We start from the raw sequence: 16,828 nt of genomic DNA on the forward strand, positions 1-16,828 counted from the left end.
TTCAGATGCCGTATCGGAAGGGAGTGGATCATGATGTCGAGGAAAAAGATTATGGTGGTGGAGGATAATAGGATGAACCGTATGATGCTGTGTGGTATTTTGACCTCCGCATCTATTTATGAGGTTCTGGAAGCCCAGGACGGACAGGCTGCCCTTAACATCCTAAAGCAATACGGTGAAGAAATTTCCCTGATCCTGCTGGACATCAACATGCCCGTCATGGATGGCTATACCTTTCTTTCCATTGTCAAGGCGGATCCCCTGTATGCCTCGGTTCCGGTGATCGTCACGACCCAAAGCGACAGCGAGTCCGATGAGGTCACTGCTTTATCCTACGGGGCAACGGATTTTGTTGTGAAGCCCTATAAACCGGAAGTGATCCTGCATCGGATGGCCAACATCATCAATCTGCGGGAGACGGCCTCCATTGTCAATCTCTTGCAGTATGACCGGCTGACCGGACTGTACACCAAGGAGTTTTTTTATCAGCGGGTCAAGACATTTCTCAATCAACAGCCGGATCAGGAGTATGACATCATCTGTTCCGATATTGAAAATTTTAAATTGGTCAATGATATCTTCGGTGTTCCCGCCGGCGACCAGATTCTCCGCGGGATAGCGGATATGTACGTAAGCATGGTGGGAGAAAGAGGAATCTGCGGACGGCTGAATTCAGACAAGTTTGTCTGCCTGCTGGAACACCAGACCCAATACAGTCAGGAGTGGTTCCGGGAGGTTTCGGACCGGGTCAATGAGCTGAGCAGCAGCAGGAACGTTGTGATGAAATGGGGGATCTATTCCGGTGTGGACCATGGTCTTTCCATAGAGCAGATGTGTGATTGGGCGCTGTTGGCCGCCCAAAGCATCAAGGGGCAGTATGGAAGATATTTTGCTTATTATGATGAGCAGCTGCGCAGCAGGCTTTTGCTGGAGCAGGCGATCACGGACAGCATGGAGACTGCCCTGGCAAAAGGGCAGTTTAAGGTTTATCTGCAGCCCAAGTACAGGATCAGGGACACTGCCCTGGCAGGAGCGGAGGCATTGATACGGTGGAATCATCCGAAACTGGGAATCATGTCCCCGGGCCAGTTCATCCCCTTGTTTGAGCAGAACGGCTTTATCACAAAGCTGGACCAGTTTGTATGGGACAAAGCCTGCGCCATGCTGCGGGATTGGGATCAAAAGGGCTATCCCCAGCTGTCTATTTCAGTGAATGTATCCCGTGCGGATATCTATAATGCGGAACTGGCGGATGTGCTGACCAATTTGGTGGGCAAATACGGTCTGGCTTCCTCAAGGCTCCATCTGGAGATCACGGAAAGCGCTTATACGGAAAACCCAAAGCAGATCATCGATACGGTTACCCATCTCAGGGAACTGGGCTTTGTGATCGAGATGGATGATTTTGGCAGCGGGTATTCTTCCCTTAATATGATCAACCAAATGCCCTTGGATGTGCTGAAGCTGGATATGAAGTTCATTCAAAATGAGACGGCTAAGCCGGTCCACCAGGGGATCCTCCGGTTTATTATGGGATTGGCCGGTTCCATGGATCTAAGCGTGGTGGCCGAAGGGGTGGAGACCAGGGAACAGCTGGAGCGGCTCAGCCAGTTCGGCTGTGACTATGGGCAGGGATATTACTTTGCAAAGCCCATGCCATATGAGGAATTTGAAATACTTTTGCGTCAGTTCGCCATGAAATCCCAGAACTCTTCCAAAAGGAAAATGGATTTGCAGGGGGACCATATATATGCCGATGGACAGCGGCAGCAGAGGATGGAAGCAAAGCTGGTTTCCGCGGGTGAAAAACAGTATTTCCAGACTGTGATCAAAAACCTTCCCGGAGGCGTTGCGGTTATCCGGATTAAAAAAGACGGTACGATCATTCCCGAATACTTATCGGAAGGGTTTGCGGAATTGACCGACATGACCCAGACGGAGGCATTGAGCTTCTACCGACAGGACGCTTTGATGGGGGTGCATCCTGATGACCGTGGGCGGGCGGAGAAGGAGATCGTTGAACACATTGCAAAAGACCGGGAGCATTTTATAATGGAATATAGGATCAGGAAAGGCCCGGAGAAGTACGTTTGGGTGAGAACCAGTTTCTCGTTGATCCTGGGTGAGGATGGAGAAAAATGCTTATATGCGGTTTATCATGATATATCAAAGGAGGTGGAGGAAAGGGACAGTGTCTGGCAGCGGTATGACCAGCTGCTCTTAAGGCATTACCAGAAACCCGCTCCCAATGCGCTGCTGGTAGGGCATTGCAATATCACGCAAAACCAGGTCATGGAGATCATAGACCACACGGGGCAGGGTTTAAAGAGCAGGTATGGGATCATACGGGAGGAGTTCTTTATTGGCCTTTCAGAACTGATCGTGGATGAAAAGGAACGGCGGGATTTTCTTGGTATCTACAGCCGTGAACCGGCGCTGGCAGCCTTTGAACGGAATGATACGGACCAGGTGAGAGAGTATTTTATACAATTGCCCAACGAGGAGATAGGCCGCTATGCCCAGGTCAAGATGAGTATGGTGGAGACGCCGGGCAGCGGTGATGTCACGGGAATCCTGACCGTGGTGGATATTACGGAGCGGATCGCCGCTGAAAGGGTCCTTCATCAGCTTACGGTATCCGGTTATGATTTTGTGGCGGACGTGGACCTTTACCAGGATACGTACCAATTGCTGTCCTGTAACAAGAATGCGCATTGCGTTCCGCCTTCCCGGGGCAGCCATTCAAAATGGATGAAGCATATGCTTGACACCGCCATTGTTCCAAGGGATAGGGAGAACTACGAGAGGGGGCTGGAACCGGACACTATGCTGAAACGGCTGCGGGAGGAAAACGCTTATACATTGTCCTTTTCTGTTGTGGACGGAAAGGGGGACATCCGCACCAAGAACATTACCGTATCCCCCATTGACCTGCGGCTGAAGCGGATCTGCCTGTCCAGGATCGACATTACGGATTCTGTGCGGGAACAGCAGGGACTGCTTAACATGATCGCTTATACATTTGATCTGGCCGGATTCATCAACATACAAAAGGGATCACTCATCATGTATACACGCCAGACCGTCCTGGAAAACCTTTCCCCATACCTTGTGGAGGACTACCAAAAGTCCTTGTGCAGGCTGGCGGAGGCATACGGAGATGAGACATCACCTGAACTAAGGGAACAGTTTTTATTGGATACCATGACCGGGCGGTTGGAGCAGTCGCCCTCAGGCTATGATTTTGTCGTGCCTTACCAAGGGGAGGAAGGACTTCGGTATAAGCAGGTCAATGTTCTGTGGGGCGACCACGACCATAGGACCATCTGCCTTGTGAGAATGGATGTGACTGATATTCTGATGGCTGAGCGGACATCCAAACAGGAACTGGAGACAGCGCTGGAACTGGCGGAGGAGGCCAACCGGGCAAAAAGTGATTTCCTGTCCGCTATGAGCCATGATATACGGACTCCGCTTAATGCCATCACAGGCATGACGGAACTTGCAGTGGCGCACTTTGATGATCCCCAACGGGTTATGGACTGCCTGAAAAAGATATCCACCTCCTCCAGACATCTGTTAAGCCTGGTAAACGATATCCTGGATGTCAACGGACTGGAACAGTCAAAGATCAAACTGGTCCGCATGGTGGTATCCCTTCCCGAGCTGCTGGAACGGCTGTCTTCCATGATGATGCCCCAGGCAGAGACGGCCGGACTTAAGATGGAGATCAGGATGCAGGGGATTGCCCATCCATATTTTTATGGAGATGTGCTGCGTTTAAATCAGATCCTGTTAAATATTTTGGGAAATGCAGTTAAGTACACCGAGCAAGGCGGACGTGTGGATTTCCTGGCGGAAGAGATCGGGGCTCAAAAGAAAGGGGATGTCCGTTATCGGTTTACCGTCTCCGATACGGGAATCGGTATGTCCCAGGAATTTCTTTCCCATATGTTTGAACCGTTCAGCCGCAGCAGCAATGCTTCCGGAATAGAGGGAAGCGGCCTTGGACTGAATATCGTCAAGGGGATGGTAGACTTGCTGGGCGGCAGTATTAAAGTGGAGAGCGGACTGGGAGAGGGTACGGTCTTTGTCATAGAGCTGGAGGCGGAATTGGCGGAGGAAGAAGGCAGGCAGAGGGAAGGCCGGGAGCAGGAAGCCGGTCCGGCTAAGAAACCAGTTCTGGCAGGCTGCCGGATCCTTGTGGCGGAAGACAATGCCATCAATGCGGAGATCACCTGCGGCATATTGGAAATGCTGGGTGCCAGTTCCGTGGTCCGTGCAGACGGCCGGCAGACCGTTCAGGAATTTAAAAATACAGAGCCGGGTACTTATGACGCGATCCTGATGGATATCCAGATGCCGGAGATGAACGGATATGAAGCCACGCGGACCATACGGGGATGGGGCAGGGCGGATGCCAAAAGGATCCCCATCATTGCAATGACCGCCAATGCCTTTGCTGAGGATGTACAGGCGTCCATGGAGTCAGGGATGAACGCTCATGTATCCAAGCCCATTGATGTAGAGATACTGCAGGATACCCTTAGGAAGGTGATTCCGGAGTGACATTTGCTCTAAACGATTTCATCTAAGCGATTTGTTCTAAGCGATTTGCTCTAAGCGGCTTCTTTGGACATGGTTTTTCCGTGGGAGGAGAATCACTGCTCCCGGTTCTCGCTTTAGGGAAGAATTTATAAAAAGTTTATCCCTGTGTTAGGCACATGTTATTTTTAAAGATTATACTCCTTATGTACCGATGCAGTACAGGTGATGCAGTACAAGTGCCAAATTCATATAAACCTATAATAAGTGTACTTTGACAACAGCAGGTTTCAAAAGGAAGCCTGTTTTTGTCTATACAAGTATACGCTCGCAGTCTCCCCGGCACCCGCCTTTACGGCTGGTTTTTCGCCGGCCGCATACAAATCTGAGGACCAGGATATCCCGAGAGTATACTGCAAAAAGAAAGGAGGACACAATGAAAAAAATCCTGATAGTGGAAGATGATGAATTGATCGCACAGCTGGAACGTGATTATCTTGAAAAAGAAGGCTTTGAGGTGGCAATTGCTTTTGATGGGGATACAGGGCTTAATCTGGCCGGGACGGGGGATTTTCATGCCTTTATCCTGGATGTGATGCTGCCGGGAAAAAGCGGGATTGAACTATGTAAAGAGATCAGAAAAAAATTCCGGACCCCCATTATCATTGTATCCGCAAAGACAGGGATACAGGACATAGTACAGGAGATCGGGGCTGATGATTTCCTTCGCAAGCCGTTCAGCTTATCGGAGTTGGTATTCAGGGTAAAAACACAGATACGGCTGTATGATTCATAAGTGGGAGGATGCATAATGATACAGATGATCCGGTACTTAGTAAAAAAAAGAATCTGTCTGTTCTGCATCGTTCTGTTAGCCATGTTTTTGATCCTTCTCAGACGTTTCTTCAGCCTGCAGATCTTAAACGGAGCATATTACCGGCAGGCGTTCCAATCCCAGGTGGAGCGTGAGGAAATTTATCACGGCAGCAGAGGGAATATTTATGACAGGAACGGCAACCAGCTGGCATATAACGACCTGGCCTATTCTGTAACCATAGAGGACAGCGGGGCATATGAAAATCGCCGCACCAGGAACGAGACATTGAACAGGACCATCCGGCAGTCGATCCTGCTGATTGAGGGAAACGGAGATTCCGTTCTGCAGAGGCTTCCCATTGCTGTTTCCGGATCACAGGAATATGAGTTTACCGTTGAAGGGAACCGGCTTTTGCGTTTCCTGGCGGACGTGTATGGCCATGCCCGTGTTGAGGACCTGGCTTACAACGGGCGTCTGGGCTATGAAGAAGGTGAAGCCACAGCAGAGCAGGTCATTGCATATCTGTGTTCTGATCCCATGTATGGGATTTCAGATGAGCTGTCCGGGGAGGATCTGCTTAAACTTGTTTCCATCCGGTACGACATGGCGGACAACCAGTATCAGAGATACAGGAAAACAAACCTGGCAGAGAATGTAAGTCTAAAGACCATGACGGCTGTCCTGGAAAACCAGGCGGAGCTTCCAGGCGTGGACATTTCCGAACAGACCATAAGGCGCTATACCGACAGCCTGTACTTTGCCCATATCCTGGGATACACAGGCCCTGTTTCCGAGGAAGAGCTGGCCTCATTCCAGAGCCGGGGGATTCTGTATGACAGGAACGACATAGTGGGAAAGGCGGGAATGGAGCAGGCAATGGAAGAGGAACTGCATGGTAGAAACGGCGGCCAGCGCTTCTATGTGGACAATGTTGGAAGGGTAACGGAGGTTTTAGAGACAGAAGCCGCTTCTACGGGCCGCAATGTCTACCTGACCATTGACAGGGATCTGCAGAAGGCCGTGTACTGTCTGCTGGAGCAGAAACTGGCCGGCATCCTTCTGGCCAACATTGTGCCCTCACAGGAGGACAGCAGTAATTTAAACATACCGGTACAGGATGTATATTATGCACTGATCAGCAACCATGTGATAGATATAGAGCGGTTGGGAAGAGATGACGCCGGTATGGAGGAAAGGAACCTGTTCCGGATGTTTGAGGAGCACAAGTCGGAATATCTGGACCGTCTGGGAGGGGGAATGGAACTTCCATACGGGTCACTGGAGGAAGATATGCAGGAGGGCATGGATTATATCCTGGAACTGCTTGCACGCATGGAAATCTACAAACGGGACGAGGCGGACCGTGCCGGTGAGACCTACAGACAATGGCAGGAACAGGAGATCAGCCTGAAAGAATTTTTGCAAAACGGGATTGCTCAGGGTTTTATCAATGCGCACGGTTTTCCGGAAGAGGGTTCCTACTCCATGCTTGAGGAAAACCTGAGACAGCTGGAGGCCATGATCCTGACCGGACTGCAGGAGGATGAGGATTTTGACCGGCTGTTGTACCGGCTGCTTATCCACAGGGGAGTGATCACCGGAGAACAGATCTGCCGCATACTGCTGGAACAGGGGGCGGTAGCTGATACGGGAAATGATCATGAAAATTTAGGAAATGGGACAGACAATGCATACCGCTTCATTCGTGAGAAGATACAAAACCTGGAGATCACCCCGGCCCAGCTGGCCCTGGATCCCTCTACGGCATCCAGTGTTGTGGTTGATCCCAATACAGGGGAGGTTCTGGCCAGCGTCACCTATCCGGGCTATGATAACAACCGGCTGGCAAATACCATGGACGGTGACTATTATAACCAGCTGTTAAATGACGCATCCCTGCCCCTTTATAACAACGCGACCCAGCAGCGGACAGCGCCGGGATCCACTTTTAAGCCCATAACCGTGGCTGCGGGACTGACTGAGCAGATCATAACCCCAGACAGGCTGATCGAGGACCAGGGTATCTTTGAACTGGTCACCCCAAGCCCCAGGTGTTGGATCTATCCTTCCGGTGCAACCCATGGAGCCATCAATGTGGTGGAGGCGATCCGCGATTCCTGTAATTATTTCTTCTATACCCTGGGATATGAATTAAGTCTGGACAACGGCATTTATCAGGAAAGCAAGGGAACAGAAGTCATTGCCCGCTATGGGGAAATGTTTGGTCTCAATGAAAATTCGGGGATTGAAATTTCCGAAAGCGCTCCACAGATTGCTGATGAATTTCCTGTCACAGCATCCATTGGACAGAGCAACCATAACTATACCACAACACAGCTGGCCCGGTATGCGGCTGCGCTGGCCAATAAAGGGACTCTGTACCAACTCACCCTGATCCAGAGGATACAGGAAGGCGCTGAGGGAGCAATACGCCCAGCCGCTCCAAAGGAAAACCGGACACTGGATGAGATCGTCCCCTCTGCTTGGGATACCATTGCAGAGGGAATGGAGCTGGTGGCCGGGAACAACCGGATCCTAAGAGAATTGCCCATGGCGGTTGCGGGAAAAACAGGAACCGCACAGCAGAACCGTACAAGACCCAACCATGCCCTTTTTATCGGCTATGCCCCCTATGAACAGCCGGAGATCGCAGTGGCCACCAGGATCGCCTACGGCTATTCCTCCTCCAATGCAGTGGAAGTGACCTCGGACATTTTTAAATATTATTTTGGGCTGGAGGACGAGGAGCAGCTTTTAACAGGACGGGCCGAAGTCCCGGAGAACAGCGGCAACAGCTTTACAGACTAAAGAAACTATGGATCCATGGAAGGAACAGGACCTATGAGAAAAATAACAACAGTTTACAGGTTTAAAGACTATGATATTTTCCTGATCCTGTGTGTTCTTGCTCTTTCCGGAGCAGGGGTGCTCCTGATCGGAAGCGCCGGCCCGTCTTATCAGTACAGGCAGCTTGCCGGAGTTATGTTGGGCCTGCTTGTGATGGGAGCTGTATCGATTGTGGATTATAGGATTCTCATTGGACATGGCTGGAGCTGCTATGCTGCAGCGCTGGTCCTGCTTTTCGGCGTGTCCGTTGTGGGAGCCATATCAGGAGGCGCGGCCAGATGGATTGAGATCGGTCCGCTGCGGTTCCAGCCTTCGGAGATGAGCAAGATTCTTCTGATCGTTTTTTTTGCCCGGTTGTTTCATGATTTTCAGGATAAAATGGATCGGGCCGTTTATGTTTTTTTCTTTGTGGGTGTGCTGCTGCCTCCGGCGGCACTGATCCTGGAACAGCCGGACCTCTCCACGGCGGTTATACTTGTCTGGATCTTTCTGTGCATGCTGTTCATGGCCGGATTGGGCTATGGGATCATTGGCAGGGCGCTCCTTCTGGGAATACCTCTTGGGGGAGCCGGTCTGTTTCTTGTCACACGGCCCGGTCAGACGCTGATCAATGACTATCAGTACCGCCGTATCATGGCATGGCTGTCTCCCCAGGAATGGGCCCAGGATTCCTATCAGCAGAGAAACTCCGTCATGGCAATTGGTTCAGGCGGCCTATGGGGGAAAGGGCTTGGCAATGACAGTCCTCTGTCCGTAAAAAACGGCAATTTCCTTCCCGAACCCCATACTGACTTTATCATGGCCGTGGCAGGGGAAGAGCTTGGCTTCTGGGGCTGTCTGATGATCCTTCTTCTCCTGGCGCTAATCGTGGAGGAGTGTATCCGGATCGGCTTAAAGACAAAGGATTTATCAGGAAGGCTGATCTGCATCGGTATGGCAGCCCTCATAGCAGGCCAGTCCTTTGTAAACCTTAGTGTGGTAACAGGGCTGCTGCCCAATACCGGCCTGACCCTTCCCTTTGTCAGCTATGGACTTACCTCGCTGGTAAGCCTGTATCTGGGACTGGGACTGGTTTTGAATGTGGGACTGCAGAGATCTCCTTTCCTCCCCATTCCACCGCGGTAAAGCCATTGCGCTCAAATGGTACCATCACTGCTTTTTCCACATATACAGGATGGGACAGTGGTATGTATAGATGCAGAGTTTTTAAAAAGTTTATAATTTTGAGAGCACTTGTTTATCTTTCCATGATATAGTTCAGGGGATGATATGGAAATCGCCGTAGGATTGCCTGCATCAGGTGGATATCAACGTTACCATACAAACCAAGAGATCCTCCCTGTCTGTCAAATCCATTTGGTGCTGGAACATTTTATGGCACGAGCCATATTGATTGCCGGGCTTACAGTGTGAGTCCGGTTTTTCTTTATTCATAGAAAAAGGATGGTATAAACGATGAAAAAACATCACGAGAGAGGAAGAAGCAGGCGAAGGAAGAAGAAAGCGCTGAGCCGGGTATTCAAGATCAGGGCAGCGGCAGCGGCCGTCTGCCTAACCGGACTTATCTGTCTGTCCGGAATCTATATTGTGAACCGGCAGAGTGGTGATGGGGGAATTGCCACGAATAATACGGCTGTTAATGAAGCCACAGCCAGTGAGGCCACAGCCAGTGAAGTTATAGCCCGCAGGGGAACCTGAAAGTCGGCTGGACGTACGGCGGGTTATACGGCGGGATATCCAGCAATGCCTTTTAAGCATGAAAAGTAATATCATACAAGTATTGGAACAAATAAGGTTTATGGTTTAAAATAGAGAATAGGATCAGATAAGCGGGGAGAGTTACAATGACCATACGGCATAAAATCAGGTTATCCAATCTATTGATGGTGTTCATACCAATACTGGTTACCGGGGCGGTGATCATTATTTGTATGAAAACCTCATGGGGAGGTTACTGGCATACCCTGGAGACTATGTATAAGGACGAAAATGGGATCCAGTCCGCCCAGGGACTGATCTATACCTATAAGAAGGAACTGTGGGAACGGGACTGGGAGACGGCGGTATTTGATAAAAATGAGAAAATGAATAACCTGGAGCTGGAGCTGGCCAATATGGGATATTATATCCTTGTGAAGAAAAACGGGGAGCAGCTTTATTCCAACATATCGGAAGACGATATGGAGGCGGCCCAGGCAGTGGCCGGCAGCGCCCTGGATACTGCAAAAATGCTCACGGCCAGCAGGAAAAGCGTGTCGGTGATCAAGTACACCTTTTATCGGGGAGATGATTCCTGCTCCATCATTGCGGTGAACAATGATCACACGGACGGGAACATGAAATCCTATCTGCAGTCATATATCCTGAGGTATATTTTTATCTTTGCATTCCTGTATTTTGTCCTGATCCTTCTTGTAAATGCGACCCTGTCCTGGTGGATATCCAAAAGTGTATTAAAACCATTGGAAAAACTGAGTTTTGGAGCAAACGAGATCCGTGACGGAAATCTGGACGTGGAGATTGATTATGATAAAAAGGATGAATTCGGCAAGGTATGCCAGGATTTTAATGAAATGAGGGAGTATTTAAAGCAGTCGGTGGCGCAGCGTATGGAATATGAGGAAAGACGAAGAGACTTGATATCGGGTATTTCACATGATCTGCGGACACCTCTTACCTCCATCCGGGGATATCTGGATGGGCTGCTGGAAGGAATAGCCACAACGCCCCAAATGAGAAAACGGTATCTTGCTGCAATGAAGATCCGGACCTCTGATCTGGAGCGGCTGGTTGACAGCCTGTCGGAATATAACCGTCTTGAAAACAGCCTGTACCGCTGTCAGATGGAACAGGTGGATCTGAAACGGTATATTGAGTCCTATCTGCGGGAAAACCGTGGGGAAGCGGAGAAAGAGAATGTAAACATAGATTTTTCATGCCAGGATGGCGTGTATTATGTTTTGCTGGATACCAGTGAATTTAAACGGGTGTTTGACAATCTGTTTACCAATACGATAAAATACCGGACCAAGAGAAAATCCCAGGTAAGTATCCGGCTGAGACGGACGGACAATGGTATAATGGCGGAACTGACATTTTCGGATGACGGTCCGGGTGTTCCTTCCGAATCCCTGGAACGGATTTTTGAAAGCTTTTATCGGGCAGATGCGGCACGTACCCATGCGGGGGAAGGAAGCGGGATCGGTCTGGCAGTTGTAAAGGAGATCGTAAACAGCCATGGAGGTACGATTCGTGCGGAAAACCGAAATGGTTTGACAATGATCATCCGTATACCATTGAAAGGAGAAGACATGGATGAGTAAGGTTTTGATTGTGGAGGATGATATTTTAATTGCAGAACTGGAGCGCGATTATCTGAATGCAAGCGGTTTTGAAGCAGAAATTCAGCAAAACGGTACGCATATCCTGGATATGGTCAGAAAAGAAAAGTATGATGCCCTGATCCTTGACATTATGCTGCCTGGAAAAAGCGGTCTTGATATTTGCCGGGAACTGCGCAGGGAATCCAGCATCCCCATACTTATGGTAACAGCCAAAAAGGAGGAAGTGGACAAGCTTCGGGGATTGGGACTGGGGGCTGACGATTATATGGTAAAACCGTTCAGCCCTGCGGAATTGGTGGCAAGGGTGAGGACACATATCCATATTCACGAAATGCTCCTGAACCAGAAGGAGGAAGAACTTGAACGAGGGATTGATGTGGGAGAACTGCTGGTCCTTCCGCGGCAGAGACGGGTGTTTTTAAACGGACAGGAGATAATACTGGCAAATAAAGAGTTTGAGCTGCTGCAGTTCCTTGTTGAAAATCCCAACATTGTGTTTTCCAAAAACACAATATTTGAGCGGATCTGGGGAGAAGACTCGGTTGGCAACACAGCCACGGTTACCGTACATATAAACCGGCTGCGGGAGAAACTGGATGATGATTCTTATGGCTTGAGGCATATACAGACCGTCTGGGGAGCCGGATACAGGTTCCACGTGGGTAAGTAAAACAATGAAAAAAGATTACTACAGCAAAATGCCGGAGGATTGGCAGAATAAGAAAAATAAAAAACGCAGGGCCAGGCGCCGCCAGGTCCTCATTTATAAAATGTTAATAGTGTTTGTGTTATTGTTGGTGATGGTTGTCATAGTCTTGATTGCCTCGGGACAAAGATCGGAGGCAGATCACATACCAACAGTGCCGCCTTCTGAAACAGCCATGGAGCCAACTATGGAATCAGACCAGTTACTGGCGGCAACACCTTCCCAGATCGTTTTTCCAGTTGAGGAAACGGAGGAGCAGGATTCTTTGACCGGTTATGAAAATCAGGGGATTGCTGATGTATCAGATTATCTGAATATCCGGGAAGAGGCCCAAGACAATGCCGCTGTCATCGGAAGGATCCCCGCAGATGGTATCTGTGAAATCCTGGAGGAAGGTGAAACGTGGTTTCTTATCCGCTATGGTGATGTGGAGGGCTATGTTAACGGAGTTTTTCTCCGTACTGGGGAAGACTGAATCATAGAATAGCACTTAAATGAAGTTAGGAAGGTAACCATATGAACTACGAAGGAATCTTGACAGCTGTTATCTGTTTTGTATGTATTGGATTATTTCATCCTATTGTGATAAAAGCAGAGTACCACTTCTCCTCACGATGCTGGCCCTTCTTTCTGGTATTGGGCATTTTATTTCTTGTGGCTTCCCTTAATGTCCGTCAGGAAATTGGAGCGATCATCCTGGGGCTGTTGGGCTGTAGCTGTCTGTGGAGTATTATTGAACTCAAGGAGCAGGAAAAACGTGTGGAGCGGGGATGGTTTCCTAAAAACCCCAGGCGCGGAAGAAGAAAACATGACAGCAGTTCTATGAAAAACAGAAGGACAATATAAGAATAACTTATAAAAATAACCGAACTGAGCGTACAGGAAAGGGCATAAAATGAGAAAACAGAGTATACTGATGGTCTTTATTGTGGTCGCATCCATCGTCCTTAATTTTTCCATATGGGCGTCAGCGGCTCCCAAAAGTCCTTCAGTCCCGCTATGGCAGGGGGGTGGAGAGACAAGTATTACCATAAGAACCATTTCAGGGGAAACATTTGGGTTCTTTGGTGACCTGACGGTTATCCATGATGGGGCAGACGGACAGCCGGCTGAACTTGAATTGGATGGGTGGCTTGTGGGATATGATGACGGAAGTCCAGATACGGAGACAGGGATACTGTTCTTGGGGACTTCAGAAAACGGTGCGTTTTTGAATCCTGGGGTATATGATTGATAAAATCTAAGGGTTCCTTGTAATCTGCCTTTTGCCATGTTATGATGAAAAAAAGCGAGGTGGGATCATATGGAACTCCGGGTGTTAAAGTATTTTTTGACAGCAGTAAATGAAAACAACATAACCAGGGCCGCTGATATTCTGCATATTACCCAGCCCACTCTCAGCCGTCAGCTGATGGAATTGGAACGGGAGCTGGGGACCACTCTGTTTATCAGAGGAAAGCGTTCATTGGATCTGACAGATGACGGAATCATATTCAAACAGCGTGCTGAGGAAATTGTGGAACTCACGGAGCGCGCGGAACGGGAGTTCTTGGAAAAGGACAGAATCTCAGGCGTCATTGTGATCGGAGCTTCAGAAGCCAAGGGAAGCCTTATTCTTGCTAAAATGATGAAGCAGTTCGCAGACCGGTATCCTTTAGTTCAGTTTGATTTATATAATGAGATGGCAGATAATGTGAAGGACCGGGTGGATAAAGGTCTGGTTGATATCGGCTTTGTATTGGAACCCATAGACAAAACAAAATATGATTTTATGCGTATTTCCCAAAAAGAAACCTGGGGTCTTTTGGTGAATACAAAACACCCTTTTGCGCAACGGAAAACAATGACTGTGCAGGAGGCAGCAAACTATCAGCTGATAATGCCTAAACGTGAAAATGTGCGTAATGAAATATTGAACTGGTTTGGCCGGGATGAGAATCATCTGCATATTATTGCAAATTATACGCTGCTATCCAATGTGGTGCTTCTGGTTGAGGAGGGAATGGGATGTGCTGTTTGTCTGGACGGCGCCCTTGCCATAGGCAGCCGTCCTGGACTTCGGTTCGTCCCGCTCCTGCCGGAGCACACTACCCGAAGTGTGCTGCTGTGGAAGAAAAATCGTATGTTTAGTCCTGCAGCGTCCCTGTTTATCCAGATGATAAAACAGGGAGAGTGGATGGATGAAAATTGTTTTTAAGGATTTGACAGCCACAGGAGGCGATATTATAGCTTCCCTGTGGCTGTTGTTATATTATGGAATAAATACACGCCCGGTCTTTCAGCTGAACATAGTTGATTTGGGTGATTTGGTTAAAAAACCATTCATTTCACGTATGATAAACCATATGACATAAGCATTAGACATTAAAACCTTGTCATAATAGAATAAACGTATGAAACATGAAACCGGCTAAACAGTCAAATGATTTCAAAGGAGAGAACTTTTGAAAATATAAAATCATTAAGGAGGAAACTAATAATGAAGAAAACTTTCGGCTCTGTATTAGGTTTATATCCGATTCCTATAATCGGCAAATGCATGATATTTGGAAAGGGGGTGACAAATTCATGAAAAAGGTAAGTTGTATGATAATGGCACTGATGACCGCGGTTTCGCTTACTGGCTGCAGCACATTTGCGGCTGTTGGCACATCATCATTGCCAGACACAGCTGTGACAGACGGGACTGATCCGGCAGAGAGTACACCCATAGCGGAAACGGAAGCATTGGGGACATCTCTTGTGGAATCGGCGGCAGGCCGGAAAATCCTCATTGCCTATTTCACCTGGGCGGATAATACGGTTGTTGAGAACCCCTCCTCCGTGGATGTGGATGCAACCTCCTCGGCCAGCGTACTGCCCCCCGGTAATGTGGAGCAAATGGCATACTGGATTCAGGAAGAGGTTGGCGGGGATTTATTCTCCATTCAGGTGGAAGAACCTTATTCCAGCGATTATGACGAATGCCTGAACCGTGCTGCGGATGAAAAAGCGGATGGCGTGCACCCAAAGCTGACAGCTGCCGTAGAGGATATGGACGATTATGATGTGGTATTTCTGGGATATCCCAACTGGTGGTATACGGTACCCATGGCATTGTATTCTTTTATAGAGGAGAACAATCTGGCCGGCAAAAAAGTAATCCTTTTCTGCTCCCATGGAACCGGCGGCCTGGCAAGCAGTGTGCAGGACCTAACCAGGGCTATGCCGGAATGTGAAGTGGAGCGCAATGTGATAGGCATATACCGCAATGATATACCAAATGCACAAGCAGATATAAAAAGCTGGCTGGCTGAAATCGGTTATTGATCAACCGGATGCAGCGGTGAAGGAATCAGCGGATAGGAGGGTGACAGTCAATAGAGATAAAAATCCATGAAGAAAATCCATGAAGATAATAACCAAAAGAAAGGGAAAAGACCGTATATGAACCGGAAGATGAGATTTAAGATTGCGCTGGATATCGCTATGACATTTGGGCTGCTGTTCCTAATGGGATATCAGCTTTGGGGAGAAGCTGCTCACGAATGGGTGGGCGCAGGCCTGTTTATCCTCTTTATCCTGCACAACATACTTAACAGGAACTGGTACAAAAACCTGTTTCGCGGCAGGTATACGGCCCTACGTGTCATGCAGGCGGCTGTTAATATGCTGCTGCTTATCTCCATGATGTGCATGATGTACAGTGGAATCGTACTGTCCCGTTATGCATTTGCCTTCCTTTCCATCCGGGGCGGCATGTCACTTGCAAGGATTTTGCATATGGCAGGAGCTTACTGGGGATTTGTCCTTATGGCGGTTCATTTGGGACTGCATTGGAAAATGTTCCTGGGTATGGCGAGCCGTGGGTTTAACTCCAAAACGTTTCCATGGTCTCTTTGTATCCTCCTTCCGTTGGCCGGGACAGCTATTGCCGTTTATGGACTGTCGGTATTCATCCGGCGGGATCTGCTGACCTATATGCTGGTGCGGACGGAGTTTGTATTCCTGGATTATAACGAGCCGCCGCTGATGTTTTATTTGGATTACATGGCAATGATGGGACTGTTTATTTATCTTGCCCATTATGGAGCAAAACTGCCGGCGTTGTTGGGAAAGAAAAAGATGGGAACGGAAATCAACAAGGAACAGGAACAGCATACGGAACCATAACAATATCAGAGGAGATTAGTGTGAAAGAAAGTAGAGGTCAGCCAATAAATGGCGCACTTAATCAAGCTGTCATAAATGACAATTTTCGAAAAAGTAGATTATTAAATGATAATTAGGAAGCTGCTGTTTTTTGTGGTGGAGGATATAAACCTTCACGTACAAGTAATTTCATAGCTTGTTTGATAGCCTTAGCTTTTTGTTTTTCTACAAGGGTTTCTGGCATATCGATTTTGTATAAGTCGCTCGGATTCCATACTTCTCCAGTAGATAGCATCTGGAAGATAGCAGTAAGAATCATGCGCGCGATAGCAACAATGGCTCTTTTCTTGCCACGGCGTTTTGTAAGAGATTCATATTTCTTTTTGTAGTAAGGAGACTTTTCGGATTTAACGGCCGCATGAGCACATTGCACTAATG

General features: G+C 48.5%; 13 protein-coding genes and 1 pseudogene. 13 read left to right on the plus strand and 1 reads right to left on the minus strand.

Annotated elements, in window-relative coordinates; all coding sequences use genetic code 11:
* The first annotated feature begins 30 nt into the window (after positions 1-30).
* The 13 genes from HMPREF9469_RS30920 to HMPREF9469_RS28845 all read left to right on the plus strand — a co-directional run bounded on the left by HMPREF9469_RS30920 (position 31) and on the right by HMPREF9469_RS28845 (position 16,411).
* Positions 31-4,569 (plus strand): EAL domain-containing protein, encoded by a 4,539-nt coding sequence (locus tag HMPREF9469_RS30920; RefSeq protein WP_082197822.1) that lies wholly within the window; start codon positions 31-33, stop codon positions 4,567-4,569.
* A 412-nt stretch (positions 4,570-4,981) separates the two neighbouring features.
* Complete coding sequence (locus HMPREF9469_RS28790) at positions 4,982-5,341, plus strand: response regulator transcription factor (protein ID WP_007870877.1); 360 nt, start codon at positions 4,982-4,984, stop codon at positions 5,339-5,341.
* Positions 5,342-5,356: 15 nt separating this feature from the next.
* Complete coding sequence (locus HMPREF9469_RS28795; RefSeq protein WP_007870880.1) at positions 5,357-8,170, plus strand: penicillin-binding transpeptidase domain-containing protein; 2,814 nt, start codon at positions 5,357-5,359, stop codon at positions 8,168-8,170.
* 33 nt (positions 8,171-8,203) lie between these two features.
* Positions 8,204-9,334: an FtsW/RodA/SpoVE family cell cycle protein gene (locus HMPREF9469_RS28800; RefSeq protein WP_007870883.1), complete on the plus strand. Its 1,131-nt coding sequence runs from the start codon at positions 8,204-8,206 to the stop codon at positions 9,332-9,334.
* A gap of 330 nt (positions 9,335-9,664) precedes the next feature.
* Positions 9,665-9,907, plus strand: coding sequence for a hypothetical protein (locus HMPREF9469_RS28805; protein ID WP_007870885.1), 243 nt, complete (start codon positions 9,665-9,667; stop codon positions 9,905-9,907).
* A gap of 146 nt (positions 9,908-10,053) precedes the next feature.
* Entirely contained in the window at positions 10,054-11,532 is a 1,479-nt protein-coding gene (locus HMPREF9469_RS28810; RefSeq protein WP_007870888.1) for a sensor histidine kinase, read from the plus strand.
* On the plus strand, positions 11,525-12,223 hold the full coding sequence (locus HMPREF9469_RS28815; protein ID WP_007870892.1) for a response regulator transcription factor: 699 nt from the start codon (positions 11,525-11,527) through the stop codon (positions 12,221-12,223). The genes HMPREF9469_RS28810 and HMPREF9469_RS28815 overlap by 8 nt, the downstream gene beginning before the upstream one ends.
* 4 nt (positions 12,224-12,227) lie before the next feature.
* Positions 12,228-12,734 (plus strand): SH3 domain-containing protein, encoded by a 507-nt coding sequence (locus HMPREF9469_RS28820; protein ID WP_040417677.1) that lies wholly within the window; start codon positions 12,228-12,230, stop codon positions 12,732-12,734.
* 41 nt (positions 12,735-12,775) lie between these two features.
* Positions 12,776-13,105, plus strand: coding sequence for a DUF4491 family protein (locus tag HMPREF9469_RS28825; RefSeq protein WP_007870897.1), 330 nt, complete (start codon positions 12,776-12,778; stop codon positions 13,103-13,105).
* Between the two features lie 49 nt (positions 13,106-13,154).
* A complete protein-coding gene (locus HMPREF9469_RS28830) occupies positions 13,155-13,493 on the plus strand; it encodes a hypothetical protein (protein ID WP_007870899.1) in 339 nt (112 codons plus the stop codon).
* Positions 13,494-13,562: 69 nt separating this feature from the next.
* On the plus strand, positions 13,563-14,456 hold the full coding sequence (locus tag HMPREF9469_RS28835; protein WP_007870902.1) for a LysR family transcriptional regulator: 894 nt from the start codon (positions 13,563-13,565) through the stop codon (positions 14,454-14,456).
* Between the two features lie 371 nt (positions 14,457-14,827).
* A complete protein-coding gene (locus HMPREF9469_RS28840; RefSeq protein WP_007870916.1) occupies positions 14,828-15,568 on the plus strand; it encodes a flavodoxin in 741 nt (246 codons plus the stop codon).
* Positions 15,569-15,685: 117 nt separating this feature from the next.
* Complete coding sequence (locus HMPREF9469_RS28845) at positions 15,686-16,411, plus strand: DUF4405 domain-containing protein (RefSeq protein WP_007870919.1); 726 nt, start codon at positions 15,686-15,688, stop codon at positions 16,409-16,411.
* Positions 16,412-16,523: 112 nt separating this feature from the next.
* On the opposite strand, the pseudogene HMPREF9469_RS28850 reads toward HMPREF9469_RS28845, so the two are convergent.
* Positions 16,524-16,828 (minus strand): annotated as a pseudogene (locus HMPREF9469_RS28850) (IS110 family RNA-guided transposase); the annotation flags it as partial.

The sequence above is a fragment of the [Clostridium] citroniae WAL-17108 genome, assembly GCF_000233455.1.
GTDB lineage: Bacteria > Bacillota > Clostridia > Lachnospirales > Lachnospiraceae > Enterocloster > Enterocloster citroniae.

Bases quoted from the DNA above. Each gene is read 5' to 3' on its own strand.
- HMPREF9469_RS28820 (WP_040417677.1), top strand. From the start codon at position 12,228: ATGAAAAAAGATTACTACAGCAAAATGCCGGAGGATTGGCAGAATAAG.
- HMPREF9469_RS28845 (WP_007870919.1), top strand. From the start codon at position 15,686: ATGAACCGGAAGATGAGATTTAAGATTGCGCTGGATATCGCTATGACA.
- HMPREF9469_RS28795 (WP_007870880.1), top strand. From the start codon at position 5,357: ATGATACAGATGATCCGGTACTTAGTAAAAAAAAGAATCTGTCTGTTC.
- HMPREF9469_RS28840 (WP_007870916.1), top strand. From the start codon at position 14,828: ATGAAAAAGGTAAGTTGTATGATAATGGCACTGATGACCGCGGTTTCG.
- HMPREF9469_RS28800 (WP_007870883.1), top strand. From the start codon at position 8,204: ATGAGAAAAATAACAACAGTTTACAGGTTTAAAGACTATGATATTTTC.
- HMPREF9469_RS30920 (WP_082197822.1), top strand. From the start codon at position 31: ATGATGTCGAGGAAAAAGATTATGGTGGTGGAGGATAATAGGATGAAC.
- HMPREF9469_RS28830 (WP_007870899.1), top strand. From the start codon at position 13,155: ATGAGAAAACAGAGTATACTGATGGTCTTTATTGTGGTCGCATCCATC.
- HMPREF9469_RS28835 (WP_007870902.1), top strand. From the start codon at position 13,563: ATGGAACTCCGGGTGTTAAAGTATTTTTTGACAGCAGTAAATGAAAAC.
- HMPREF9469_RS28805 (WP_007870885.1), top strand. From the start codon at position 9,665: ATGAAAAAACATCACGAGAGAGGAAGAAGCAGGCGAAGGAAGAAGAAA.
- HMPREF9469_RS28810 (WP_007870888.1), top strand. From the start codon at position 10,054: ATGACCATACGGCATAAAATCAGGTTATCCAATCTATTGATGGTGTTC.
- HMPREF9469_RS28790 (WP_007870877.1), top strand. From the start codon at position 4,982: ATGAAAAAAATCCTGATAGTGGAAGATGATGAATTGATCGCACAGCTG.
- HMPREF9469_RS28825 (WP_007870897.1), top strand. From the start codon at position 12,776: ATGAACTACGAAGGAATCTTGACAGCTGTTATCTGTTTTGTATGTATT.
- HMPREF9469_RS28815 (WP_007870892.1), top strand. From the start codon at position 11,525: ATGAGTAAGGTTTTGATTGTGGAGGATGATATTTTAATTGCAGAACTG.